This window comes from Stenotrophomonas bentonitica, from assembly GCF_002887735.1.
Taxonomy (GTDB): domain Bacteria; phylum Pseudomonadota; class Gammaproteobacteria; order Xanthomonadales; family Xanthomonadaceae; genus Stenotrophomonas; species Stenotrophomonas bentonitica_A.
In genome coordinates, this window is sequence record NZ_PKQP01000001.1 from 518362 (window position 1) to 543572 (window position 25211).

Sequence of the window (25211 nt, forward strand, 5' to 3'; positions counted from 1 at the left end):
AACGATTGCAGCGGTGTGGTGTGCCCCTGCGCGTCCGGCGACACCGATCCGGTGCCGCCCGCCGCTGCCGGGAAAGCCATCCGGCCTTACTTGTCCATCTGCAGCACGGCCAGGAAGGCTTCCTGCGGGATTTCCACGCGGCCGACCTGCTTCATGCGCTTCTTGCCTTCCTTCTGTTTCTCGAGCAGCTTCTTCTTGCGCGAAACGTCGCCACCATAGCACTTGGCCAGCACGTTCTTGCGCATCGCCTTGACCGTGGTGCGCGAGATGATCTGCGAGCCGACGGCGGCCTGGATGGCCACGTCGAACATCTGCCGCGGGATCAGTTCCTTCATCTTCTCGCACAGCTCGCGGCCGCGGCGATCGGCATGGCTGCGGTGCACGATCAGCGACAGCGCATCGACCTTGTCGCCGTTGATCAGCACGTCCACGCGGACGAACGGACCGGCATCGAAGCGCACGAAGTGGTAGTCCAGCGAGGCATAGCCACGGCTGACCGACTTGAGCTTGTCGAAGAAGTCCAGCACCACCTCGGCCATCGGCAGTTCGTAGCTGATCTGCACCTGGCTGCCCAGGTAGTTGATGCCAAGCTGGCTGCCGCGCTTTTCTTCGCACAGCTTGATGATGTTGCCGATGTACTCCTCGGGGGTGAGCACGTTGGCGCGGATGATCGGCTCGCGGATCTCATCGACCTGGTTCACCGGCGGCAGCTTGGCCGGGTTGTCCATGTTGATGATGGTGCCGTCGGTCTTGAGCACTTCATAGACCACGGTCGGTGCGGTACTGATCAGGTCCAGGTTGTATTCGCGTTCCAGGCGCTCCTGCACGATTTCCATGTGCAGCATGCCCAGGAAGCCGCAGCGGAAGCCGAAGCCCATCGCCTCGGAGCTTTCCGGCTCGAAGCGCAGCGCGGCATCGTTCAGGCGCAGCTTGTCCAGCGCTTCGCGCAGGTCCGGATAATCCTCGGCATCGACCGGGAACAGGCCGGCGAACACGCGCGGCTGCATTTCCTGGAAGCCCGGCAGCGGCTTGGCGGCCGGGTCGGCGGCCATGGTCAGGGTGTCGCCGACCGGCGCGCCGTGCACGTCCTTGATGCTGGCCGTGACCCAGCCCACTTCACCGGCGCGCAGGGCCGGCAGCACCTTGCGCTTGGGAGTGAACACGCCGACGTTGTCGACCTGGTGGTTGCGGCCGGTGGACATCACCTGCAGCTTGTCGCCCGCCTTGATCTGGCCCTGCATCACGCGCACCAGCGAGACCACGCCCAGGTAGTTGTCGAACCACGAGTCGATGATCAGCGCCTGCAGCTTGTCGGTATCACGCGGCACCGGCGGCGGAATGCGATGCACGATCGCCTCCAGCACGTCCTGCACGTTCAGGCCGGTCTTGGCACTGACCGGCACGGCATCGGTCGCGTCGATGCCGATCACGGCCTCGATCTCGGCCTTGGCGCGCTCGATATCGGCGGTGGGCAGGTCGATCTTGTTGATCACCGGCACCACTTCCAGCCCCTGCTCAACGGCCGTGTAGCAGTTGGCGACGGACTGCGCTTCCACGCCCTGGGCCGCATCGACCACCAGCAGCGCGCCTTCGCAGGCGGCCAGCGAGCGGCTGACTTCATAGGAGAAGTCGACATGCCCGGGGGTGTCGATGAAGTTCAGGTGGTAGGTCTGGCCGTCTTTGGCGACATACGGCAACGAGACCGACTGGGCCTTGATGGTGATGCCACGCTCGCGCTCGATCGGGTTCGAGTCGAGCACCTGCGCCTCCATCTCACGGGCCTGGAGGCCACCGCAAAGCTGGATGATGCGATCGGCCAGCGTGGACTTGCCGTGGTCGACGTGGGCGATGATGGAGAAGTTGCGGATGAACCGCATCGAATCAGAAGACATAGGTGGCGGCGGCGCGTCGCGTCGTCAGGATGACTGCGGATTATCGCATGGCCGGCCCGGTCCCGCGTGGGCCCGGCGGCGATTGTCGCCAACGGCCCCCTGGAAACGACCGGGCCCGCCGAAGCGGGCCCGGAAACACAGGCGGGGCGGGCTTACTGCCCGGCCTTGACCGCCACGAAGGCACTGTTGCCGTTGGCGCGGACCAGCAACATGACCACGTCACCCTTGCTGTAACCGCCCAGCGCCTTGTTCAGCGCGGCCACGGTGCCGACCGGGGTGCGGCCGACCTGCAGCACCACCAGCCCCGGCGACAGGCCTGCATCACGCGCCGACTGGCCGTTGACCCGGGTGATCCGCACGCCCTCGCCGGCCGCCAGGCCCAGCTGCTGGCGCTGCGCGGCGGTCAGATCGGCCACGTCCAGCCCCAGCAGGGCATTGGCGCCGGTCTCCGGCTTGGCCGCTTCCGCGGCCGGACGGGTGGCGCCGCGCTCGGCGTCTTCGGCCAGTTCGGTCAGGGTGGCGGTGATTTCCCGCTCCTTGCCGTCGCGCAGCACGCTCAGGCGGACCTTGCTCCCCGGCGGCAGCGCGCCGATGGCCGGCGGCAGATCACTGAAGGTATTGATCGGGCTGCCATTGACCGAGCGGATCACGTCACCCGGTTCGATACCGGCCTTGAGCGCCGCGCTGCCCGCGACCACTTCGTTGACCAGCGCGCCGCGGCTGTCCGGCAGGCCCAGCCCTTGCGCCTTGAGGCTGTCGATCGGCCCGACGGCCGCGCCCAGCTGGCCCCGGCTGACCCGGCCGGTCTTCTTGATCTGTTCGACCGCGCCCATGGCCAGGTCGATCGGGATCGCGAAGCTGATGCCCATGTAGCCACCGGACGCGGAGAAGATCTGCGAGTTGATACCGACCACTTCGCCGCGGGTATTGAGCAACGGGCCACCGGAGTTGCCCTGGTTGATGGCCACGTCGGTCTGGATGAAGGGCACATAGCGCTGGTCCGGACCGCCGGTGCTGCGCCCCACCGCGCTGACCACGCCGGCGGTCACTGAGTTGTCCAGCCCGAACGGCGAACCGATCGCGACCACCCACTGGCCCGGCTTGAGCGTATTGGAATCGCCCACGCGCACCGTCGGCAGGTTCTTGGCGTCGATCTTGAGCAGGGCGACGTCGTACTGCTGGTCGCTGCCCACCACCTTGGCGGTGAACTCGCGGCGATCGCCGAGCTTGACCTTCACTTCACTGGCATCGGCAACGACGTGGTGATTGGTCAGCACGTAGCCATCGGCGGAGATGATGAAGCCCGAGCCCATGCCGCGGCCGCGGATGCTCGGCGTGCCGTCATCGGGGCCGTCGGCGCCCTGCCCCGGCATCTGGAAGTCCGGACCGAAGAAGCGGCGGAAGAATTCGGGCATGTCCTGGTCCGCCGGACCGGCCATGCGCGCCTGGCGATTGCTGCGCACGATGGTGGTCTCGACATTGACCACGCCCGGACCGACCTGTTCGACCAGGTTGGTGAAGTCAGGCAGACCGCTGACCAGCTGCGGCGCCGGCGCCCGCGGAGCGGCGGCCGCCGCGGTGGCCGGCGACGGCGACTGGGCGCAGGCCACCAGTGGGAGCGTCATGGCGATCAGCGCCAGGGCGTGGGTACGGATACGGGCGGTCATCAGACACGAGCCTCCGGGTCAGGAAAAAAAGGGGGGGGGGGAACGCTCCGGCGCACGGGCCGGAGCGGAGCGTCGCCGCGACGATGCTCAGTCGCGGTGCCGGCGTGCGGGTTCGGCCGTTTCGGCTGACTCCTGCAGACGCGGCTCGAAGGGATAGAACGCAGCCTGCGGCGCCTGCGTGGAGAAGCTCGCATTGAGCGCCCCGCCCGCAGCCGGGGCCAGGCTGGACCGCGGCCAGGGCTTGGCCTGCAGGTTGCCGACCTCACCGAACGGGAACTGCCGCACGGTCGCCGCCGGCATGGCCGGGGTCAACGGCGCCTGGCTGGCAACCGCCCGCTGCGGTTCGGCACTGCGTTCGGCGGCGCTGCCACGCGCGGCCTGCTGGGTGCGCGTGGCGCTGGCGCTGGCGCGGCGTGCGGTGGCCACGTCCTGGCGGCGGCTGGCCGCCGCCACCGCAGCCGCCGGCACCGCAGCCGCCGGCACCGCAGCCACGGCGAGTGCCTGTTCGGCGGCAGAGGCTTCGGTAACCGGTGCGGCCGGCAGTTCGGCCTGGCTGGCGATGATGGTGGTCGGCGCCTCCAGCGGGGCCTGGGCGGGCAGCTGTTCGCGCGTCATGAACATCGCCACCGCGGCCACGGAGGCGGCCAACGCCGCGCCACCGCCCCAGCGTCGCCAGCTGCCGCGCCGTTGCGCCTGCTCCGGGCCACGCTCCACCCTGGCCTGCATCGCCGGGGCGGGCTCTACGGCCACGGACGCGCGCACACGCTCGGCGAAATCGACCGGGGCCGGTGCGCAGGCCTGCCCGCGCAGCACATCGCCCAGCACCTGCCAGCGTTCGTTGCAGCTGGACAAGGCCTCATCGTGTTCCAGCCGACGCAGCATGAAGCGCGCTTCATCGGCCGACAGTTCACCATCGATCAGCGAGGACAGCTGCTGACGGTAATGGGCGTCGAATTTATCGGGGGACGCGCCCCGGGAAGCATCATTGGACATATCGTGGCTCATGCGCGGCTCTTCTCGCGGTTCGCGCTGCCCACATCGAGCAGCGGCCGAAGTTCAGTGTCGATCGCCTCGCGGGCACGGAAAATCCGCGACCGCACGGTGCCGATCGGGCACCCCATCTTCTGCGCGATTTCGTCGTAGCTCAGGCCCTCCACCTCGCGCATGGTGATGGCTGACCGCAGTTCTTCAGGCAGCGCGGACACTGCCTTCATCACCGTCTGTTCCAGTTCCTGCCGCATCAACTCGCGTTCGGGCGTGTCGGTGTCGCGCAGGCGGGTGCCGCTGTCGTACTGCTCGGCGTCCCCGATTTCGATGTCATCGGTGGGCGGGCGGCGGTTGTGCGCGGCGAGATGGTTCTTGGCAGTGTTCACGGCAATCCTGTGCAGCCAGGTATAGAACTGGGCGTCGCCGCGGAAACTGCCGATCGCGCGGTACGCGCGGACGAACGTGTCCTGGGCGACGTCCTGACATTCACTCCAGTCCGCGATGTAGCGCCCGATCAGCGCGATGACCCGATGCTGGTACTTGCGCACCAGGACATCGAACGCCGCGCTCTCGCCACGCTGCACACGTCGGACCAGCTCCAGGTCCAGCTCCTGTGGTGTTTCAACCTCGGCCATGGGGGGCCGCACTCCTGTCAGCCCAACCGACGTCGGGCAATGAGACTGCCAATCCCGGGAAAAGTTCAGCGCTCGATCACACAGCGCCGCACCAGCTTTTAACCACCGTTCCGTTAAGGTTTCCGATCCAGGCAATGAATCGACGGTATCTCTCCCCAGCTATAGGGATTTGACGGGGAGGAAACAACCTCTGGATCATAGCCCCCTTCTCCATACACAACCGGATGGAACGTTCCCATGCTCTCAGGCTTCGATGGGCTCCGCTTCTCGCATTGGCACCCGCAGATCCGTGACGATGGCGTCGTGGTGCTCAGCCTCGACCGCCAGGACAGCAGCGTCAACGCCATGTCGCAGGACGTGCTGCTCGAACTGGGCGACCTGATCGAGCGGATCGCGATGGACCCGCCCAAGGCGGTGGTGATCCAGTCGATCAAGGCGGCCGGCTTCATTGCCGGGGCGGACCTGAAGGAATTCCAGGCGTTCGACCGCCGCGGCACCGTCAATGACGCGATCCGCCGTGGCCAGAGCACCTACCAGAAGCTGGCCGAACTGCCCTGCCCGACCGTGGCGGCGATCCATGGGCATTGCCTGGGCGGCGGCACCGAGCTGGCGCTGGCCTGCCGTTACCGCGTGGCCTCCAATGATCCGTCCACCCGGATCGGCCTGCCGGAAACCCAGCTGGGCATCTTCCCGGGCTGGGGCGGCAGCTCGCGCCTGCCGCAGCTGGTCGGCGCGCCGGCGGCGATGGACATGATGCTGACCGGCCGCAATCTGTCGGCCTCGGCCGCGCGCAACATCGGCCTGGTCGACAAGGTCGTCGCGCCCGCCGTGCTGCTCGATACCGCGGTCTCGCTCGCACTGAAGGGCACCACCCGCCCGTTCAAGCAGCGCGCGACGGCGTGGATCACCAACACCTGGCTGGCGCGCAGGCTGCTCGCCCCGCAGATGGCCAAGCAGGTCGCCCGCAAGGCGCGCAAGGAGCACTACCCGGCGCCGTACGCGCTGATCAACACCTGGGCGCGCACCGGTGGCAGCCCGATCCAGACCCGCCTGGATGCCGAGCGCCGCGCGGTGGTCAAGCTGGCCGGCACGCCGACCGCACGCAACCTGATCCGCATCTTCTTCCTGACCGAACGCCTGAAGGCCCTGGGTGGCAAGGACCATGGCATCCAGCACGTGCACGTGGTCGGTGCCGGCGTGATGGGCGGTGACATCGCCGCGTGGTCGGCCTACAAGGGCTTCAACGTGACCCTGCAGGATCGCGAGCAGCGCTTCATCGATCCGGCCATGGAACGCGCGCAGGCGTTGTTCGCCAAGCGGGTGAAGGACGAGAGCAAGCGCCCGGCCGTGGCCGCGCGGTTGAAGGCCGATCTCGCGGGCGAGGGCGTGGCGCTGGCCGATCTGGTGATCGAAGCGATCATCGAAAATCCGGAAGCGAAGCGTGATCTGTACCAGTCGCTGGAGCCGAAGATGAAGGCCGATGCGCTGCTGACCACCAACACCTCCTCGATCCCGCTGGACGAACTGCGCGACCACATCCAGCGCCCGGCGCAGTTTGCCGGCCTGCATTACTTCAACCCGGTCGCGCAGATGCCGCTGGTGGAAATCATCCATCACGACGGCATGGCCCCGGAAACCGAGCGTCGCCTGGCCTCGTTCTGCAAGGCACTGGGCAAATTCCCGGTGCCGGTCGCCGGTACCCCTGGCTTCCTGGTCAACCGCGTGCTGTTCCCGTACATGCTCGAAGCCGCCACCGCCTATGCCGAAGGCGTGCCCGGGCCGGTGCTGGACAAGGCCGCGGTCAAGTTCGGCATGCCGATGGGCCCGATCGAACTGCTCGATACCGTCGGTCTGGACGTGGCCGCAGGCGTGGGCAAGGAACTGGCGCCCTTTCTGGGGCTGCAGGTGCCGGCTGCCCTGGCGACGGTGGAACAGGGCAAGCGCGGCAAGAAGGACGGGCAGGGCCTGTACAAGTGGGAGAACGGCCGGGCGCAGAAGCCGGACGTCCCCGCCAACTACGAGATCCCGGCCGATCTGGAAGACCGCCTGATCCTGCCGCTGCTCAACGAAGCGGTGGCCTGCCTGCACGACGGCGTGGTCGCCGATGCGGACCTGCTCGATGCCGGCGTGATCTTCGGCACCGGCTTCGCCCCGTTCCGCGGCGGCCCGATCCAGTACATCCGCGCCACCGGTGCCGATGTGCTGGTCGAACGCCTCAAGGTGCTGCAGCAGCGCTACGGCGATCGCTTCGCCCCGCGCCCGGGATGGGACTCGCCGGTACTGCGTGAGCCCGTGATCTGAGGCGCGATGATGTGATGTGACGACGCCACCGTGAGGTGGCGTTGTCGTTTGTGCTGCCATCCCTGTGCGACCAGAACAACCTGTTACCGATACAGGCCTCCCGCCCCCACACCCCGCATGCGATCCTCCCGCTCTGTCCCCGCCAGCGAGACCGCCCGCATGACGACCATCATCGCCCCCCGCATCCATGACATCGGTGGCCTGCAGGTACGCCGCGCCGTGCCGACCCTGCAGGCGCGCAGCGTGGGTCCGTTCGTCTTCGTCGACCAGATGGGCCCGGCCGTGCTCTCCCCCGGCACCGGCATCGACGTGCGCCCGCATCCGCATATCGGCCTGGCCACCGTCACCTTCCTGTGGTCCGGCGCCATCGGCCACCGCGACACGCTCGGCTCGGACCAGGTGATCCGCCCCGGCGACGTCAACTGGATGACCGCCGGCCGCGGCATCGCCCATTCCGAACGCACGCCCGCCGTCGAACGCGAGCACGACCATCCGCTGCACGGCATGCAGACCTGGCTCGCGCTGCCGAAGCAGTTTGAAGAGACCGATCCCGCGTTCTACCACCATGCCGCCGCCACCCTGCCCCAGCAGCGCCGCAAGGGGGCCTGGCTGCGTGTCATCGCCGGCCGCGCGTACGGCGAAGAATCGCCGGTCAAGGTCTTCGCCGATACCCTCAACGTTGCCATCGATCTGGATGCCGATGCGGAAATCGATCTCGATACCGGCCACGCCGAGCGCTCGCTCTACATCCTGGAAGGCCAGGCCCAGCTCGATGGCGTGGATGTTCCCGCCCAGCACCTGATCATTCCCGAGCCCGGTGCCCGCGGCCGCCTGCGCGCCAAGACCCCGATCAAGGCGATGCTGATGGGCGGCGAACCGCTGGATGGCCCGCGCCACCTGTGGTGGAACTTCGTGTCCAGCTCCACCGAGCGTATCGAGCAGGCCAAGCACGACTGGGAATCCGGGCGTTTCGGCACCATCCCCGGCGACGACAAAGAGTTCATTCCGCTGCCCACGTACTGACCCGCGCACCGCCATCGACCGTTCGTCGGGTATTGACGCCATCGTCACCCCGATGAACCCCGATTCAGCTACGTTGCGCCTGCCCACCCCGGGCATACACGTGGAGCACGTCGATGAGCATGGGCAAACGTCTGGCCGCCGAGTTCCTGGGCACGTTCTGGTTGGTATTGGGTGGGTGTGGCAGCGCCGTGCTGGCCGCCACGTTCGGCGGCGATGGCAATCCGCTGGGGATCGGCTTTCTGGGCGTCGCGCTGGCCTTCGGCCTGACCGTGCTGACCGGCGCCTATGCGTTCGGTCACGTGTCCGGCGCGCACTTCAATCCGGCGGTCAGTGTCGGCCTGTGGGCTGGCGGCCGCTTCCCCGCGCGCGAGCTGCTTCCCTACATCGTGGCGCAGGTGCTGGGCGGCGCATTGGCCGGCTTCATCCTGCTGCAGATCGCCTCCGGCGCGCCCGGTTTCCAGATCGATGGCAGCCAGGCCGGCGCATTCGCCAGCAACGGCTATGGCGCACTTTCGCCGGGGGGCTACAGCGTCGCCGCCGCCGCCCTCTGCGAAGTGGTGCTCACCGCGTTCTTCCTGATCGTGATCATGGGCTCCACCCACGGCAACGCACCGGCCGGCTTCGCCCCGATCGCCATCGGCCTGGCCTTGACCCTGATTCACCTGATCAGCATTCCGGTGACCAACACCTCGGTCAATCCGGCGCGCTCCACTGCCGTGGCCCTGTTCGCCGGCAGCGGCGCGCTCAGCCAGCTCTGGTTGTTCTGGCTGGCTCCGCTGCTGGGCGGGCTGATCGGCGGCACTCTCTACAAGTGGATGGGCACCGCGCCGCGCTGATGCTCAGGGCCGGGCGGGCAACCCCTGCCCGGCCGCTGACAAAGGAATCAACTGAAACCGTTATTTGTACACTGAGTCACATTCCGTTAAGGTCCCGAGCACTCGTCCGACACTGACGGCAGCGAGTCATCCGGTACGCGCGCGGGGAATGCGCCACCACGGCCAGGGGTGTCGACGGCCACCGGAACGCCTGTCAGCGACGGACGCGATCATCGACCTTGGGGGAATGCATGAACGTCCTGCGCGCTGTTGTGTGTGTGTGTCTGCTGGTGTCTGCCGGCGCCGTCGCGGCGCAAGCGACCAGCGAATGTCCGTCCCTGCCCGCCAGCAGCGGCCTGAACTGGCAGCAACTGGCCCAGCGGGACCTGATCCTGTGCAGGGCCAGCACCGCCGATGGGCGTGAAGTGCTCAGCCTGACCTTGAGCGCACGCAATCCGGAGCTGCCGTTGAACCGTGCGCTGCGCCAGGAAAAAGGCAGCTTCGCCGGTGAAACCCTGTACTGGTACCAGCCCGACCTGGGCGGCCAGAAGCCGCCGGGGTATGAAACCCGCCGCATCACCGTGGTCAAGTTCGACAGGAACCGCTTTGCCCAGATCGCGCTGTATGCCGGTGACGCCAGCGAACTCGGCTCGCTGCAATTGTTGGCGCAGGGCATGAGCCTGACGCCCTCGGCCGTCGCCGCCGGGCGCTGAGCACGAGGCCGGGACGGTGCACCGCACTCATCCCGCCATTCACGGTAACGCCGGCCGCTGGCCGGCGCCTCCCACACCGTCAGGTGTCCTGCGTTTGTCGGCCAGCGAGCGGTGCCAACGCCCCTCAGAAGCGGCCTTCCTGGAAATCCACGAAGGCCTGCATCAGCTCCTGCTTGGTGTTCATCACGAACGGCCCATGCCGCATGACCGGCTCGCGCAGCGGCCGGCCCGCCACCAGGATCAGGCGCGCCCCGGTTTCACCGGCACGCAGGACCAGCTGCTCGCCGCCGCCCAGCACCGCCATTTCCTGGCGGGCTACCGGACGCGCATCGTCGCCTTCGCCGATCTCCAGCCCGCCTTCGAACACATAGGCGAACGCGTTATGGCCATCGGGCAGCGCGTAGCTCCAGCCCGCGCCGGCATCCAGCGTGATGTCCAGGTACACCGGATCGGTGGCCGGCTGCACGATCGGCCCGACCGTGTCGCCCACCTGGCCGGCGATGACCTTCACCTGCACGCCCCCGGCCGGTGCCGTCACCGGAATATGGTCCGGCGCGAACTCCTGGTACTTGGGCTCGGTCATCTTCTCGCGCGCGGGCAGGTTCACCCACAGCTGGAAGCCGCGCATCTGCCCCGATTCCTGCTCGGGCATCTCCGAGTGGATCAGGCCGCGGCCGGCGGTCATCCACTGCACGCTGCCCGGCGTGAGCAGGCCCTCGTTGCCATGGTTGTCCTTGTGCCGCATGCGGCCATCGAGCATGTAGGTGACGGTCTCGAACCCACGATGCGGATGGCTGGGGAAGCCGGCGATGTAGTCCTCGGCGCGGTCCGTGCCGAATTCATCCAGCAGCAGGAACGGGTCCAGGTCGGGCAGCGAGGGGCCGCCGATCACGCGCGTCAGGCGCACGCCGGCGCCATCGGAGGTGGCCATGCCACGGATGGTGCGCAGCACGCGCAGCGGGGTTGGGCTGCTCATGATGACTCCAGGATCGGTGAACTGCCTACAAGATGGGCGCGCCGGCCCTGCCGGCCAACCGCCACGCCCGCAACCGATTGTTCCAAGCGTGGTGTTCCGATGGCGTGCACGGGCACGCACCGCGCCCACCCTACGACCAAAGTACTAGCGGCAAGCCCCCGCCATTGCATTGACCCCGTCAGTGCCAAGGCGGACTCTTACGACGATCTCCAGGGAGACGCAATCTCATGAAAGGTTTTTCGAAACTGGGTTGGGCAGTCATCGCACTGCTCGGCGCCTTCTGTCTAGGCACCGTCGCACTGCGCCGCGGTGAACCCATCAATGCGCTGTGGATCGTCGTCGCTGCGGTCTCCATCTATCTCATCGCCTATCGCTTCTACAGCCTGTTCATCGCCGACAAGGTGATGCAGCTCGATCCGACCCGGGCCACGCCCGCGGTGATCAACAACGACGGTCTGGATTACGTTCCGACCAACAAGCACGTACTGTTCGGCCACCACTTCGCCGCCATCGCCGGTGCAGGCCCGCTGGTCGGCCCGGTGCTGGCCGCGCAGATGGGCTACCTGCCCGGCCTGCTCTGGCTGGTGGTGGGCGTGGTCGTGGCCGGCGCGGTGCAGGATTTCATGATCCTGTTCCTCTCCAGCCGCCGCAACGGCCGCTCGCTCGGTGACCTGGTGCGTGAGGAAATGGGGCCGGTGCCCGGCACCATCGCCCTGTTCGGTGCCTTCCTGATCATGATCATCATCCTGGCGGTGCTGGCGATGGTGGTGGTCAAGGCGCTGGCCGAAAGCCCCTGGGGCATGTTCACGGTCATCGCGACGATGCCGATCGCGATCCTGATGGGCGTGTACATGCGCTACATCCGCCCGGGCAAGATCGGTGAGATCTCCGTGGTCGGTCTGATCCTGCTGCTCGCCGCGATCTGGTTCGGTGGCAAGGTCGCCGCCGACCCGGTCTGGGGCCCGGCCTTCACCTTCACCGGTATCCAGATCACCTGGATGCTGATCGGCTACGGCTTCGTCGCCTCGGTGCTGCCGGTCTGGCTGCTGCTGGCCCCGCGCGATTACCTCTCCACCTTCCTCAAGATCGGCACCATCGTGGCGCTGGCGATCGGCATCCTGATCGTCATGCCCGAGCTGAAGATGCCGGCGCTGACCCAGTTCGCCGCCAGCGGCGACGGCCCGGTCTGGAAGGGCGGGATGTTCCCGTTCCTGTTCATCACCATCGCCTGTGGCGCGGTCTCCGGTTTCCACGCTCTGATCGCTTCGGGCACGACGCCGAAGCTGCTCGCCAATGAGCGCCACATGCGCTACATCGGCTACGGCGGCATGCTGATGGAATCGTTCGTCGCGGTGATGGCGCTGGTAGCCGCCTCGATCATCGACCCGGGCATCTACTTCGCCATGAACGCGCCGGCCGCCGTGATCGGCCCGGATGCGGTCTCCGCTGCGGCCTATATCAGCAACACGTGGGGCTTCATCATCACCCCCGAGCAGCTGGAGGCCACGGCCGCGGCGATCGGCGAGCCGACCATCCTGCACCGCGCCGGTGGCGCACCGACGTTGGCGGTGGGCATCGCGCAGATCCTGCACGAGGCGATCCCGAGCGGCAGCAACGCGATGATGGCGTTCTGGTATCACTTCGCGATCCTGTTCGAAGCCTTGTTCATCCTCACCGCGGTCGACGCCGGTACCCGTGCCGGTCGCTTCATGCTGCAGGACCTGCTGGGCAACTTCATCCCGGCCCTGAAGAAGACCGAATCGTGGACGGCCAACATCATCGCCACCGCCGGTTGCGTGGCGCTGTGGGGCTACCTGCTTTATACGGGCGTGGTCGATCCCTTCGGCGGCATCCAGACCCTGTGGCCGCTGTTCGGCATCTCCAACCAGATGCTGGCCGGTATCGCGCTGATGCTGGGTACCGTGGTCCTGTTCAAGATGAAGCGTGACCGCTTCGCCTGGGTCACTGGTGTGCCGGCGGTGTGGCTGCTGATCTGCACCACCTATGCAGGGCTGATCAAGATCTTCGACAAGAACCCGGCGCAGGGCTTCCTGGCCCAGGCGCACAAGTACCAGGACGCGATCGCCACCGGCACCCTGACCGCCCCGGCCAAGACCGTCGGCCAGATGCACCAGATCGTGGTCAACGCCTACGTCAACACCGGCCTGACCGTGCTGTTCCTGTTCGTGGTGTTCTCGATCCTGTTCTACGCGATCAAGACCATCTTCATGGCCCGCCGCACGCCGCAGCGGACCGACAAGGAAACCCCGTACGTGGCGCTGCAGCCGCACCAGATGGCGGACCTGTGATGAGCACCGAACTCGTCCCCGCCGGTCAGTACCAGGCCCACCGCCGCATCTGGCGGCGCCTGGTGCAGACCGCGCGGCTGTGCTGCGGTATTCCCGACTACGACAACTACGTTCGCCACGTGCTGGAGAAGCATCCGGACCGCGTGCCGATGGACTACAAGACGTTCTTCCGCGAGCGCCAGGAGGCGCGATACAGCGGCAAGAACGGGGGGCGCTGCTGCTGACGCCGCAGGGTGCGCATGGTCCCGGCCGCGGGTTGGGACACAGATGAACAAACGGCGGCGCGAAAGCGCCGCCTTTTTTTTCAGACTGCGATCGACACTGCCTGCGGCCGTCCTCAAGCGGAACCGGCCAGCGGCCGGCACTACTGGAGCGTGAGGGGACTCAACGTCACCTGTGCATTGTTCGCCGCGCCCATCCTTCCGGTATAGCGCTGATCGCGCTGGAGCAGGTAGAAGCTGTCCAGGTAGTCGGTATCGTTGGTGAACCAGCCGCTAGGAATTGCCTTGAGAATCGCGCCGCCGATATCAGCAATCACCGCATACTCCGGGGCGAAGGCACCCAGCGCCAGTTTCACGCCTGAAGTGAGGGCGATCAGCAGGTCTTTGTAATTGGTGTCGCCATCGTCTTCGAACAGTTGCACGTTGGCGGTGTCGAACCGGTAATTGCCCCAGATCACCAACGGCTGGCCCGGGGTGTAATCGGTCTTGTCATGGTCCAGATACGGCAGTGACACCGTGGCCATCTCCGGCTCTGCCGTGTCGATCTGCAGCCCGGACACGACCGCGAACACTTCGGCGCCGCCCAATGCCCACGGCTCGCCGTCATTGACCAGGCGGATGCGGTCGAGCCGGGTGACATCCAGAGAGCTCGCTCCATTGGCGGTCACCGTGAGGCGATCTGCCGACTGCAGCCCCCTCGCCTGCAACCCTGCATTGATCAGCGCCATGCCTTCCTGCACCGCCTGACCTGTGTCGATGTCCACGATCAGCACCGGGAAGGTCGGGGCTATCTGCGCGTCCAGCAGATGCTGACGTCCGTGCCGGTCGTAGGCGACCATCGACGTCCAGGTGCGGTCGTCTCCCGTTGGCAGCACCGCTACCCAGAGATCGGCAGGCGCCACCGCGCTCAGCACCTGCCCAGCAGGCACGAAGCTGCGGACCTGCAGCAAACTGCGCGCACCGGCCGGCAAGCCCTTGTACTGGCGGACCAGGCCATCGCGTCCAGCCAGCGTGCGCGCCGCCAGGCTGCTGCCATCCGGATCGGCCCGGGCCATGACCGAGGTCAATGGCAGCCCGCGATCGGGGTGCGCCGCCAGCGCATCGACCACGGCGTCGGCCAATGCCGGCTGACCGAGCCACGCCGCCACATCGCGCGCACTCGCCTCCGTCACCGCATGCACGTTGCCACCGTCGCCCGGTGCGGCCTGTACGGGCAGTACAGAAGCAATCATCAGTACGCCGGTGGTGACCAGCGACATCCAGGTTCCCTTCGTCTTCATCGCATTCCCTGATGGGCGCCGACTGCCATCGACAGATGGGTTCCATGCCGTGCGCGCCCGGCGCAAGGCACAGTGCATGGCGCCGGACCTTACGCGGCGGTATCAGGACGATCCGGCACCTCTTTCACACTTCATGACAAATGAAGCCATTTCTGAAAGCTGGACGTGACGGTGATCCCAGACCTTTCGCACCTCAGCGGCACGTCGCCCAAAAAAGAGGCGGCCATCAAGGCCGCCCCGGGAGTCAACAACTAGGAGCGCCTGCTTACGCGCCCGCCATCCACTTCAGGATCAGCCCGGTCACATAGGCCAGGCCGGTGCCGGTGGCATAGCCCACGGTGCCCAGCAGCACGCCAACCGGCGCCAGCGACGGATGGAACGCCGCGGCGACCACCGGTGCCGACGCCGCCGCACCGATGTTGCCCTGCGAGCCGATCGCGAAGAAGAACAGCGGCGCGCGCATCAGCTTGGCGGCGATCCACAGCACCAGGATGTGGGTCAGCATCCAGATCGCGCCCAACGCGAACAGCCACGGGCGGTCCAGCAGCGAAAGCAGGTCCATCTGCATGCCGATGCAGGCGATCAGGAAGTACAGGAACAGCGTGCCCAGGCGCGAGGCACCGGCCGACTCCAGGCGGCGCGCGCGGGTGAAGCTCAGGCCCAGGCCGAGCGCGGTGGACAACAGCACCACCCAGACGAACGCGCTGTCCAGGCTGAACTGGCTGGCCCAGCTCACATTCGTCTTGAACCAGCCGCTCAGCGGTGCGGCGATGGCATGCGCCAGACCGACGCCACCCAGTGCCACGCCGACGATCACCATCAGGTCGGTGAGGCTGGGAATGCGGGCGTTCTGCGCCTCGTAGGCGGAGATCCGGGCCTTCATCTCATCGATGGCACGGGTATCGGCGCCATTGCGCGTATCGATCTGCTGGGCGCGGTTGGCCAGGAACAGCAGCACCGCCATCCACAGGCTCGCGCAGGCCACGTCGACCACCGCGAACTGGCCGAAGGTGGTGGCATCGGTGCCGAACACTTCGCGCATCGCCACCATGTTGGCGCCGCCGCCGATCCAGCTGCCGGCCAGGGCGGCCATGCCCTTCCAGGTATCACCGGCCACGGTGGCCGGGTGGATCCAGGACATCGTCTGGAACGACACGATCGCGCCGAGGATGATGCCCAGCGTGCCGGCGCAGAACACCACCAGCAGCTTCGGGCCCAGCTTCATGATGCCCTTCAGGTCGATCGAGAGCGTCAGCAGCACCAGCGCTGCGGGCAACAGCACGTCACGGGCGATCGGGTTGTACAGCGAGGTGTTGTGGCCGTCGATCAAGCCGGCGGTGTTGTAGATGGCCGGGATGAAGTAGCACAGCAGCAGCGCCGGCACCCACGCGAAAATCTTCTTGAGCAGTGGGGTCGGGCCACTGGCGGCCCAGAAGATCACGGCCAGGGTGGCGGCGATCAGGCCGAGGCCGACGATGTCATTGGTGATCAGGGCAGTACTGGGTTCGGTCGGCATCAAGCCATCCTCTGTCGATCGAAGGGAAAAAAAAAGCGCCGCATAGAGCGGCGCCTCCGGAGCTTAACATTGTCTTCACGACGCCACACTTTGCAGCGCAGCGCGCGGGCCGATCACGACGCGGGCAGCGATGCGCGTTCAGAGCGGCCCGGCAGCGAAGCGCCCAGATCGAGGATCACACAGGTACCGCGCGGCACACACGGCTGGATCTGCAGCGCCCAGCCCAGGTGCTCGCACAGCCGGGCGATCAGCTCTAGGCCGATGCCGCTCTGCTCGTTGCGGTCGCCGCGCGCCATGCGTGCATGTACGGCGGCGATCTCTTCCGGGCTCATGCCCAGCCCGGGGTCCTGCAGCGTCACCACGGCCTGCCCGGAGACCTGGATGTGGATGGTGCCGCGACCGCTGTTCTCGATCGCGTTGCGCAGCAGATTGCCGATCGCGGCCTGGACCACGCCGAGCGGGGCGATGATATCCACGCGCGCAAGACCGTCGATCTCGATGTGCAGGTCCTTGTCGCCCATCAGATGGCGATGGTCTTCGATGATGTCCGGCACCAGCAGATCGAGCGGAATGCGTTCGCCCAGTGCGGCCAGCCGTGCCGGGTCGCGTGCCAGCACCAGCAGCAGCTGGATCAGCTGCTCCACCCCCTGGGCCGTGCGGTGCACGCGCTGCATCTGCTGGCGGGCGCGCTCGGGGATGTCCTGCTGGCCCAACGCCAGCTCGGAGGCACCGGTGATCACCGCGATCGGCGTGCGCAGCTCATGGCTGGCCGTGCTGATGAAGACCCGCTCGCGCTCGACGAACTGTTCGTTGCGCGCCAGGTAATCGTTGAGCGCGTTGGCGATGACATACAACTCCGAACTGGCACGCGGATCCACCTCCACCCGCTGCCCGGGAACGCCGGGCCGCAGTTCGTCGATGCGCCGCGCCAGCGAGCTCAGCGGCCGTACCAGCCGGCCGACACCGAAGGAGGCCATCAGGACGGTGACGATGATCATCAGCACGCCGGCCAGCAGTACCCAACGCGTGGCGAACTGCTCCAGCTCGTGAAAGTCGTTGATGTCCAGCACCAGCGCCAACCGCCCCAGCTGCGTGGTTTCGCGCACCATCACCGCGCTGGCGCGACCGTTGACCTCCACACCATCGTGCAACCCCGGGTGCAGCGTGCGCAGGCTTTCCGGCACCCCCGGGCTGCCGTCGATATAGAACAGCCGCAACGTGTCCGAATCCTGCCAGCGGTAGTGCGGCTCGTGTTCGATGTGGTTGACGATACTGTCCAGCTCGGAGTTGAGCAGCGCGCGCCATGCCGAATGCTCGGCATGTTCATGCACGTAATTGCCCACGCTGAACACCGCCAGCGAGATCAGCGCCAGATAGCCCAGCAGCCACCACACCATGCGCCGGTGCATGGGCGATGGCGTGGGCGATGGCGTGGGCGTGCGCTTACGCCACATTGTCGTCAGCGCCGGCCGCGGACACGCCGAGGCGGTACCCGACCCGCGGCAAGGTGTGGATCAGCTTCTGCTGGAACGGGCCATCCACGCTGCGGCGCAGTTCGTAAACATGCGAGCGCAGCAGGTCGCCATCGGGCAGCTCATCGCCCCACAGCGCGAACTCCAGTTGCTGGCGGGTCACTGCGCCGGGGCTGGCGCGCATCAACACTTCCAGCAGCTTGCGGCAGGCCGGATACAGGTGCAGTGGCTTGCCATCGCGCTGCGCTTCCAGCGTGGCCAGATCCAGCTTGAGGTCGGCCACTTCCAGCAGCTTGCGCGGATTGCGCCCTTTGGCGCGCACCATCAGCGCTTCAAGACGTACTTCCAGCTCGGGCAGTGCGAAGGGCTTGGTCAGGTAGTCATCGGCGCCCGCGCGGAAGCCGGCGATCTTGTCCGGCAGTTCGTCGCGCGCGGTGAGCATGATCACCGGCACTTCCGAGCCGTGGTCGGCACGCAGCCGGCGCAGCACTTCAGGCCCCTCCATGCGCGGCAGCATCCAGTCCAGGATCAGCGCGTCATAGGGCTGCGACACCGCCAGGTGCAGGCCGGTCACGCCATCGGGCGCGACGTCCAGCACGTGGCCCCGCGATTCGAAATAATCGAATAGATTGGCAACCAGCTGACGGTTGTCTTCAATGACCAGCAACCGCATGGGACACTCTCTTGACCGGTTGGGCGCATGGTAGCCGGAACCGTGTCGGAATCCGGTCGCAATGGGGTGGTTACGACGCTTTTCCTACGCTGTCGAGGAGACAGTGGCTGTTTTGCCGGTGAGCTTGGGCGTGACCGAATCCCTCTTCCTGCGGCGCTGGCCGCGTGTGCTGGTGTGCCTTGCCCTGCTGCTGGCGCTGGCGGCGGGCATCGGCTTGCGCCAGCCCTCACCGCCCGATGAACCCCGTTTCGTGCTGGCCGCGCAGGCCATGGTCGAGTCCGGGCAATGGCTGCTGCCGCACAGGGGCAGCGAGCTGTACGCCGAAAAGCCGCCGGTGTTCATGTGGATGCAGGCCGCCAGCCACCAGTTGTTCGGCGGCTGGAGCATCGCGTTCCTGGTGCCATCGCTGCTCGCGGCGCTGCTGACCCTGTGGCTGACCTGGGACCTGGGGCGGCGCCTGTGGAACCGCCGCGTCGGGTGGTGGGCCCTGCTCGCCTTGTTCAGCTGCCTGCAGTTCGGCCTGATGGCCAAGCGGGCGCAGATCGACATGGTGCTGGTGGCCATGACCACGCTGTCGCTGTGGGGGCTGCTGCGCCACCTGCTGGAAGGCCGCAACCGGCCCGCGCTGTCGCTGGCCGGCTTCGCCGCCGGGCTGGGCACGGTGACCAAGGGCGTGGGCTTCCTGCCGCTGCTGGTGCTGCTGCCGTTCGCCGCCTGGCGCTGGCGCGCGCGCGGCGCGGCGTTGCCGGCCGGCACCGCCCGCGATCTGTGGTGGCTGCTGCCCGCCTTCCTGCTCGGCACGGCGGTCTGGCTGGCACCGCTGGGCGTTGCCCTGCTGCATTCGTCTGACCCCGCCCTGCACGCCTACGCACGCGAACTGCTGTTCAAGCAGACCGGCACCCGCTACGCCAACGCATGGCACCACGTGAAGCCGGCTTGGTACTACCTGCAGGTGATGGCGACCTTGTGGCTGCCGGGCAGCCTGTTGCTGCCCGCCCTGGTGCCGGCATGGTGGCGCCGCCTCAAACGCCTGGATGGACGCTGGTGGCTACTGCTGGGGTGGTCGCTGCTGGTGCTGGTGTTCTTCAGTGCCAGCCCGGGTAAACGCGAGGTCTACATCTTCCCGATGCTGCCCGCGTTGTGCCTGGCCGCCGCCCCGCTGCTGCCCGGGCTGCTGCGCCGGGCCGGCCTGCGCTGGCTGCTGTGGGCGTATGTCGCCGTTCTCGGTGTGGCGGCGTTGTATGTCGGCACCCAGTTGTGGTCGGCCAGCACATGGGCGCACGTGCAGCTGGCGCGGCGCGCGATGCCCGACACGCTGCTGCCCGTGCTTGGCGGCTGGCTGATCGCCTTCGGCGCGGTGTTGCTGGCGCTGGCCCTGTGGTGGCGCCAGCACCGGGCAGGCGCCCTGGTGGTCGCGGCGGCCTTCCTGCTCTGGAATCTGTACGGCTGGGTCCTGATGCCAACCCTGAACCCGTACAGTTCCGCCTCGGCCGTGATGCAGCGCGTCGGCAAGCGGATCGGGCCGGAGGCCGAGCTCGGCGTGGTCGCCTGGCGCGAACAGAACCTGCTGCAGGCCGACCGCCCGGTGACCGATTTTGGTTTCAAGACCCCGTGGGACCAGCAGTGGCAGGCCGCCGGCCCGTGGCTGTCACACGCGCCCCGGCAACGCTGGCTGCTGGTGCTCGATGAAGCGATCAGCCCGTGTGTGGACCCGTCGGCGGTGATCGAGATCGGCAGCGCCAACCGCAACCGGTGGCTGCTGTTCCCGGGCACCGCCTGGCAGGCCGACTGCCACGCCGCCGTGACCGCCACCGACACCGCGCAGGACGAGGAAGACTGAACGGCAGGCCGCGCTTAACCGGCGGCCAACATCGCTCCGACCACTCTCCGACACTCCGCTGACGACCATGGCGCCGGAATCTCCCGCCGGCCTCTTCGTCCATGTTTCCAGCGTCCACCGTTGCGCTTTCTTCCCTTCCCGCCGCCACAACCACGCCGCGCTTCCTCCGTGCCCATCTCTGGCTCCCGCTGGCCGTGACACTGTTGGCCAGCGCGGTGCTGATGGGCGCCGGTGGCGACCAGTGGCTGGCCGATCAGCTCTATCGACTCGAAGGGCAGCAGTGGGCGCTGCAGAATGCCTGGGTCACCACCCACCTGATCCACCAGGCCGGCAAATGGGCCAGCAGTGCAGCGGCGCTGGTGGCGATCATGCTGTGCTTCCACGCCTGGCGCAGCGAACGGGCCGCCGCGTGGCGCTGGCCGCTGCTGTACCTCGTGCTCGCGGTCGCACTGGGCACCGGCGTGGTCTCGCTGCTCAAGTCACTGACCAACATGGATTGCCCGTGGGATCTGGCCCGCTATGGCGGCACCCGGCAGTTCATCGGCCTGTTCGCAACAAGGCCACCCGGGATGCCGCGTGGAGTGTGCTTTCCAGGCGGGCATTCCAGCGCGGGGTTTGCGTGGGTCAGCCTGTACTTCTTCGCGCTGATGGTGCACCCGGCCTGGCGCTGGCGCGGCCTGGCCGTTGGCCTGCTGGCTGGCGCCGTGTTCGGCGTCTCGCAGCAGCTGCGCGGTGCGCATTTCCTGTCGCATGACCTGTGGACGCTGGCCATCTGCTGGACGGTTTCGCTTGGCCTGTATCTGCTGATCGAACCGGTGCGGCTGCGCGGACGCGGCACGTCACCAGGCATCGCGCAGGGAGAAGTGGCATGAGCACCACGCTTCCGCGCGCCACGCGCTTGTCGGCGCTGGCCACCCTGCGCGCCTGGCGCCCGCAGTGCACCACCGAAACCCTGATCCTGCTCACCAGCATCTTCTTCGCGGTGGCCTGCAATGGCCTGTTCTGGCACAGCGCGATGGCCACGCATCCGGGCAGCATCGGCTTCGCCGTCTCGCTATTGCTGTTCCTGGTCGGCGCGCACTGTCTGCTGATGGGGCTGCTGGTGTGGCGCTGGAACGCCAAGGTGGTGCTCAGCGTGCTGCTGATCGGTACGGCGCTGGCCGCGCACTACATGAGCAGTTACCACATCTATCTGGATGCGGACATGCTGCGCAACGTGCTGGCCACCGACCACAAGGAAAGCCGCGAACTGATCACCCCCACCTTGATCGCCCCACTGCTGCTGTTGGCCCTGGCGCCGATGCTGCTGCTGTGGCGCGTGCAGCTGCGCCGGCGCACGCTGGGCAGGGCGCTGCTGTGGCGCATTGGCTTCCTGCTGCTGTCGGCCCTGATCGCCTTCGGCGGGGCGATGCTGTCTTTCCAGGAGATGTCCTCGCTGATGCGCAACCAGCGCGAAGTGCGCTACCTGGCGACCCCCGGCAACGTCCTGCTCGGCCTGCCCAAGGCGCTGCGCGGCGACAACCCGATCCAGCGCGCCCCGAAACTGCCAATCGGGTCCGATGCCAAGGCCACCCCGCGCGCGGTCGGCAGCCGCCCGCGCCTGTTGGTGATCGTGATGGGCGAAACCGCACGCGCACAGAACTGGGGCCTCAACGGCTATGCCAGACAGACCACGCCGGAACTGGCCCAGGCCGGGGTGATCAACTTCCCGGACATGCATTCGTGCGGCACCAGCACCGAAGTCTCCCTGCCCTGCCTGTTCTCGCCCTACGGGCGCCACGACTACGACGAAAAGAAGATCCGTGCGCACCAGTCGCTGCTGCACGTGCTGGATCACGCCGGCATCGCCACGCTGTGGCGCGACAACCAGTCCGGTTGCAAGGGCGTGTGCGAGGGCCTGCAAATGCAGCCGCTGGATGATGCCAAGCACCCGACCCTGTGCGCCAACGGGCGCTGCATGGACGAGATCCTGATCGACGACCTGGCCGACCAGGTCCGCGCCAGGCCCGGCGACCGCGTGGTGGTGCTGCATCAACTGGGCAACCATGGCCCGAGCTACTTCGAACGCTACCCGGCGCGCTTCCGCCGCTTCACCCCGACCTGCGATACGCCGGACCTGGGCAAGTGCAGCCGCGAGCAGATCACCAACAGTTACGACAATGCGCTGCTGTACACCGATCACCTGCTCTCGCGCACGATCGGCACACTGAAGGGCATGGACGACTACGACACGGCGATGATCTATCTCTCCGATCACGGCGAGTCGCTTGGCGAGAAAGGCCTTTACCTGCATGGCGTGCCCTACGCGATCGCCCCGCAGGAACAGACCCGGGTACCGATGACGATGTGGTTCTCGCCCTCGTTCGCGGCCAACCGCGGGCTCAACCTGGCCTGCGTGCGGGCGCGCGCGGGCAAGTACACCGACCACGACAATCTGTTCCCGTCGGTGCTGGGGCTGATGCAGGTCAAGACCTCGGTGTATGAGCGTGACCGGGATCTGTTTGCTGGGTGCGAGGTTTGAGGACGTCCGCGCTTTGGTGATGGTCCAGCGTCCGGGGCGGAAAATCGCCCGCTTTTCGCCTTCCAGTTGAGGCGAGGCAGGCCATACCGTGGCGGGACCGTGCTGCCCTGCCCCTTGCGGTGTGCCCGGCGCTTCACTAGCCTTCGCCGGTCTGACACCACCCAAGGATGTGCCCGTGAACCACCGCCCGCTCCTGCTGGCCCTGGCAGTCAGTGCTGCCGCACTGACGCTGGCGGCCTGCCAGAAGGAACCGTCCCCCGCCGATGCACCGGCCACGGGCACCACCCAGTCAAAGGAAACCGCGGACCAGTTCATCGCCCGCGTCAACGCCGAGTACAAGGCCATGTACCCGGAAATGACCTCGGCCCAGTGGCTGTCTTCGACCTACATCAATGATGATTCCGAGCGCGTCGCGGCCAAGGCCAACGAACGCTGGCTGACCGTGCTCAATGGCTGGATCGCCCAGGCCGGCCAGTACGACGGCCAGCCGATGAGCGAAGACACCAAGCGCCAGATCCACCTGCTCAAGCTGATGACCTCCATGCCCGCCCCGCGCGACCCGGCCAAGCTCTCCGAGCTGACCCGCATCGCCAGCCGCATGGAAGGCGCCTATGGCTCGGGCAAGTACTGCACCGACGAAGCCAACCCGCAGAGCTGCCGCCAGCTCGGCGACCTGGAGCAGGTGCTGGCCCGCAGCCGCGACTACGACAAGCAGCTCGACGCCTGGCAGGGCTGGCATGGCACCACCAAGCCGATGCGCGCCGACTACGAGCGCTTCGTCAGCCTGGTCAACGAAGGCGCCAAGGAAATGGGCTTCGCCGATGCCGGCCAGATGTGGCGCAGCGGCTATGACATGCCCGCCGACCAGATCGGCCCGGAAACCGACCGGCTGTGGGACCAGGTCAAGCCGATGTACGAGCAGCTGCACTGCTACGCACGCACCAAGCTCGATGCGACCTATGGCAAGGACAAGGCCGAGGTCAATGGCGGCCTGATCGCCGCGCACCTCACCGGCAACATGTGGCAGCAGGACTGGTCCAACCTGTGGGACCAGTTGGAACCGTATCCCGGTGCCGGCAACCTGGACATCACCGCCGCGCTGGAAAAGCAGTACCAGACCAACCTGAGTGGCGCCCTGGCCAAGGCCGGCAGCGGTGCCAACGTCGAAGCGCTGTACAAGGCGCAGCGTGAGGCCGAACTGCGCACCGCCAAGCAGATGACCGAGCGCGCGCAGGATTTCTACGTCTCGCTGGGCATGCCGGCGCTGCCGAAGTCGTACTGGGACAAGACCCAGTTCATCAAGCCGCTGGACCGTGACGTGGTCTGCCACGCCAGCGCGTGGGACATGAACATGGACGGCGACGTGCGCACCAAGATGTGCATCAAGCCGAACGAAGAGAACTTCACCACGATCTACCACGAGCTGGGCCACATCTATTACGACCTGGCCTACAACCCGCTGCCGCCGTTGTTCCAGGGCGGTGCCAACGATGGCTTCCACGAAGCGATCGGCGACACCATCGTGCTGGCGATGACCCCGCAGTACCTGAACTCGATCGGCCTGGTCGACACGCCGCAGGAAAGCCGTGAGGCGACCATCAACGCGCAGATGCGCATGGCCCTGAGCGGCGTGTCGTTCCTGCCGTTCGGCCTGATGATCGATCGCTGGCGCTGGGGCGTGTTCGACGGCTCGATCACCCCGGACCACTACAACCAGGCGTGGTGGGACCTGAAGGCCAAGTACCAGGGCGTGGCCCCGGCCAGCGCGCGCGGTGAGGAATTCTTCGACGCGGGCGCCAAGTACCACGTGCCGGGCAACACCCCGTACACCCGCTACTTCCTGGCGCGCATCCTGCAGTTCCAGTTCTACAAGGGCCTGTGCGATGCCTCCGGTTACAAGGGGCCGCTGCACCAGTGCAGCTTCTACGGCAACAAGGAAGCCGGCCAGAAGTTCTGGGCGATGCTGAGCAAGGGCGCCAGCCAGCCGTGGCAGGCGACGCTGAAGGAAATCACCGGCGGCGACAAACTCGATGCCGGCCCGATGATCGAGTACTTCACCCCGGTCAACGAGTGGCTCAAGCAGCAGAACCAGGGCCAGATGTGTGGCTGGCAGCTGCCGGCCAGCACGACGGCTGCGGCCACGGCGGCGCCGGCAACGACCAAGCAGTAATCCAACGCGCAACCCTGGCAATCAGGAAAAGGCCGACAGCGATGTCGGCCTTTTTCTTTGCTTCCGCCCCGTCCGCTCTTCCGCGCAGCGCGTGAGCCGGTTCACAGTCCGTGCGCGCGGGCCTCTCGACAAGCATTGCGTGAAAAAGTGATCCAATGCGATAGACAGGTCCGATGCAGTTCAAGCTTCCACAACGTCAT

19 protein-coding genes are annotated in these 25211 nt (G+C 67.0%); 10 read left to right on the forward strand and 9 right to left on the reverse strand.

What is annotated here, in order from left to right; genetic code table 11:
- Positions 1–86: 86 nt before the first annotated feature.
- From lepA to rpoE, 4 genes are all read right to left on the reverse strand, one after another.
- Positions 87–1877: a translation elongation factor 4 gene (lepA, locus tag C0R07_RS02370; protein WP_019183453.1), complete on the reverse strand. Its 1791-nt coding sequence runs from the start codon at positions 1875–1877 to the stop codon at positions 87–89.
- A gap of 167 nt (positions 1878–2044) precedes the next feature.
- Positions 2045–3559: a DegQ family serine endoprotease gene (locus C0R07_RS02375; RefSeq protein WP_102788100.1), complete on the reverse strand. Its 1515-nt coding sequence runs from the start codon at positions 3557–3559 to the stop codon at positions 2045–2047.
- 87 nt (positions 3560–3646) lie between these two features.
- Positions 3647–4564: a sigma-E factor negative regulatory protein gene (locus C0R07_RS02380; RefSeq protein ID WP_102788101.1), complete on the reverse strand. Its 918-nt coding sequence runs from the start codon at positions 4562–4564 to the stop codon at positions 3647–3649.
- Positions 4561–5181: an RNA polymerase sigma factor RpoE gene (gene rpoE / locus C0R07_RS02385; RefSeq protein ID WP_102788102.1), complete on the reverse strand. Its 621-nt coding sequence runs from the start codon at positions 5179–5181 to the stop codon at positions 4561–4563. Before rpoE ends, C0R07_RS02380 begins: the two co-directional genes overlap by 4 nt.
- A gap of 237 nt (positions 5182–5418) precedes the next feature.
- On the opposite strand from rpoE, the gene C0R07_RS02390 reads away from it, so the two are divergent.
- The 4 genes from C0R07_RS02390 (at position 5419) to C0R07_RS02405 (ending at position 10033) form a co-directional block, all read left to right on the forward strand.
- The gene (locus C0R07_RS02390) at positions 5419–7482 is read left to right on the forward strand and encodes a 3-hydroxyacyl-CoA dehydrogenase NAD-binding domain-containing protein (RefSeq protein ID WP_046273645.1); all 2064 of its coding nucleotides are present in this window, start codon (positions 5419–5421) and stop codon (positions 7480–7482) included.
- A gap of 159 nt (positions 7483–7641) precedes the next feature.
- A complete protein-coding gene (locus tag C0R07_RS02395; RefSeq protein WP_019183458.1) occupies positions 7642–8505 on the forward strand; it encodes a pirin family protein in 864 nt (287 codons plus the stop codon).
- 113 nt (positions 8506–8618) lie between these two features.
- The gene (aqpZ, locus tag C0R07_RS02400) at positions 8619–9341 is read left to right on the forward strand and encodes an aquaporin Z (RefSeq protein WP_083298677.1); all 723 of its coding nucleotides are present in this window, start codon (positions 8619–8621) and stop codon (positions 9339–9341) included.
- Positions 9342–9571: 230 nt separating this feature from the next.
- The gene (locus C0R07_RS02405; RefSeq protein WP_070470395.1) at positions 9572–10033 is read left to right on the forward strand and encodes a hypothetical protein; all 462 of its coding nucleotides are present in this window, start codon (positions 9572–9574) and stop codon (positions 10031–10033) included.
- Between the two features lie 124 nt (positions 10034–10157).
- On the opposite strand, the gene C0R07_RS02410 is transcribed toward C0R07_RS02405, so the two are convergent.
- Positions 10158–11009 carry a pirin family protein gene (locus C0R07_RS02410; protein WP_102788103.1) on the reverse strand — a complete coding sequence of 284 codons (852 nt, stop codon included), beginning with the start codon at positions 11007–11009 and terminating at the stop codon, positions 10158–10160.
- Between the two features lie 227 nt (positions 11010–11236).
- On the opposite strand from C0R07_RS02410, the gene C0R07_RS02415 reads away from it, so the two are divergent.
- Together C0R07_RS02415 and C0R07_RS02420 are read left to right on the forward strand one after the other, a co-directional pair.
- Positions 11237–13318, forward strand: coding sequence for a carbon starvation CstA family protein (locus C0R07_RS02415; RefSeq protein ID WP_070425673.1), 2082 nt, complete (start codon positions 11237–11239; stop codon positions 13316–13318).
- Positions 13318–13542, forward strand: a complete 225-nt coding sequence (locus C0R07_RS02420) for a YbdD/YjiX family protein (RefSeq protein WP_019183464.1) — start codon at positions 13318–13320, stop codon at positions 13540–13542. Before C0R07_RS02415 ends, C0R07_RS02420 begins: the two co-directional genes overlap by 1 nt.
- A gap of 140 nt (positions 13543–13682) precedes the next feature.
- Here C0R07_RS02420 and C0R07_RS02425 read toward each other — a convergent pair whose 3' ends face one another.
- The 4 genes from C0R07_RS02425 to C0R07_RS02440 all read right to left on the reverse strand — a co-directional run bounded on the left by C0R07_RS02425 (position 13683) and on the right by C0R07_RS02440 (position 18480).
- On the reverse strand, positions 13683–14885 hold the full coding sequence (locus tag C0R07_RS02425; RefSeq protein ID WP_167390311.1) for a DUF3103 family protein: 1203 nt from the start codon (positions 14883–14885) through the stop codon (positions 13683–13685).
- Between the two features lie 199 nt (positions 14886–15084).
- On the reverse strand, positions 15085–16335 hold the full coding sequence (locus C0R07_RS02430; protein ID WP_070470401.1) for a DUF819 domain-containing protein: 1251 nt from the start codon (positions 16333–16335) through the stop codon (positions 15085–15087).
- A gap of 113 nt (positions 16336–16448) precedes the next feature.
- Positions 16449–17744: a sensor histidine kinase gene (locus tag C0R07_RS02435; protein ID WP_254427759.1), complete on the reverse strand. Its 1296-nt coding sequence runs from the start codon at positions 17742–17744 to the stop codon at positions 16449–16451.
- A gap of 34 nt (positions 17745–17778) precedes the next feature.
- Positions 17779–18480: a response regulator transcription factor gene (locus tag C0R07_RS02440; protein WP_070470405.1), complete on the reverse strand. Its 702-nt coding sequence runs from the start codon at positions 18478–18480 to the stop codon at positions 17779–17781.
- Between the two features lie 112 nt (positions 18481–18592).
- Between C0R07_RS02440 and C0R07_RS02445 the strand changes: the two genes are divergently transcribed.
- From C0R07_RS02445 to C0R07_RS02460, 4 genes are all read left to right on the forward strand, one after another.
- Positions 18593–20320 (forward strand): glycosyltransferase family 39 protein, encoded by a 1728-nt coding sequence (locus C0R07_RS02445; protein WP_428991893.1) that lies wholly within the window; start codon positions 18593–18595, stop codon positions 20318–20320.
- A gap of 101 nt (positions 20321–20421) precedes the next feature.
- Complete coding sequence (locus C0R07_RS02450) at positions 20422–21192, forward strand: phosphatase PAP2 family protein (RefSeq protein WP_102788106.1); 771 nt, start codon at positions 20422–20424, stop codon at positions 21190–21192.
- Positions 21189–22841: a phosphoethanolamine transferase gene (locus C0R07_RS02455; protein ID WP_102788107.1), complete on the forward strand. Its 1653-nt coding sequence runs from the start codon at positions 21189–21191 to the stop codon at positions 22839–22841. The genes C0R07_RS02450 and C0R07_RS02455 overlap by 4 nt, the downstream gene beginning before the upstream one ends.
- A gap of 175 nt (positions 22842–23016) precedes the next feature.
- The gene (locus tag C0R07_RS02460; protein WP_102788108.1) at positions 23017–25011 is read left to right on the forward strand and encodes a M2 family metallopeptidase; all 1995 of its coding nucleotides are present in this window, start codon (positions 23017–23019) and stop codon (positions 25009–25011) included.
- Positions 25012–25211 lie beyond the last annotated feature (200 nt).

Excerpts from the sequence above, each read along its gene's own strand:
- lepA (WP_019183453.1), bottom strand. The coding sequence starts at position 1,877 with ATGCGGTTCATCCGCAACTTCTCCATCATCGCCCACGTCGACCACGGC.
- C0R07_RS02375 (WP_102788100.1), bottom strand. The coding sequence starts at position 3,559 with ATGACCGCCCGTATCCGTACCCACGCCCTGGCGCTGATCGCCATGACG.
- C0R07_RS02380 (WP_102788101.1), bottom strand. The coding sequence starts at position 4,564 with ATGAGCCACGATATGTCCAATGATGCTTCCCGGGGCGCGTCCCCCGAT.
- rpoE (WP_102788102.1), bottom strand. The coding sequence starts at position 5,181 with ATGGCCGAGGTTGAAACACCACAGGAGCTGGACCTGGAGCTGGTCCGA.
- C0R07_RS02390 (WP_046273645.1), top strand. The coding sequence starts at position 5,419 with ATGCTCTCAGGCTTCGATGGGCTCCGCTTCTCGCATTGGCACCCGCAG.
- C0R07_RS02395 (WP_019183458.1), top strand. The coding sequence starts at position 7,642 with ATGACGACCATCATCGCCCCCCGCATCCATGACATCGGTGGCCTGCAG.
- aqpZ (WP_083298677.1), top strand. The coding sequence starts at position 8,619 with ATGAGCATGGGCAAACGTCTGGCCGCCGAGTTCCTGGGCACGTTCTGG.
- C0R07_RS02405 (WP_070470395.1), top strand. The coding sequence starts at position 9,572 with ATGAACGTCCTGCGCGCTGTTGTGTGTGTGTGTCTGCTGGTGTCTGCC.
- C0R07_RS02410 (WP_102788103.1), bottom strand. The coding sequence starts at position 11,009 with ATGAGCAGCCCAACCCCGCTGCGCGTGCTGCGCACCATCCGTGGCATG.
- C0R07_RS02415 (WP_070425673.1), top strand. The coding sequence starts at position 11,237 with ATGAAAGGTTTTTCGAAACTGGGTTGGGCAGTCATCGCACTGCTCGGC.
- C0R07_RS02420 (WP_019183464.1), top strand. The coding sequence starts at position 13,318 with ATGAGCACCGAACTCGTCCCCGCCGGTCAGTACCAGGCCCACCGCCGC.
- C0R07_RS02430 (WP_070470401.1), bottom strand. The coding sequence starts at position 16,335 with ATGCCGACCGAACCCAGTACTGCCCTGATCACCAATGACATCGTCGGC.
- C0R07_RS02435 (WP_254427759.1), bottom strand. The coding sequence starts at position 17,744 with ATGCACCGGCGCATGGTGTGGTGGCTGCTGGGCTATCTGGCGCTGATC.
- C0R07_RS02440 (WP_070470405.1), bottom strand. The coding sequence starts at position 18,480 with ATGCGGTTGCTGGTCATTGAAGACAACCGTCAGCTGGTTGCCAATCTA.
- C0R07_RS02450 (WP_102788106.1), top strand. The coding sequence starts at position 20,422 with ATGTTTCCAGCGTCCACCGTTGCGCTTTCTTCCCTTCCCGCCGCCACA.
- C0R07_RS02455 (WP_102788107.1), top strand. The coding sequence starts at position 21,189 with ATGAGCACCACGCTTCCGCGCGCCACGCGCTTGTCGGCGCTGGCCACC.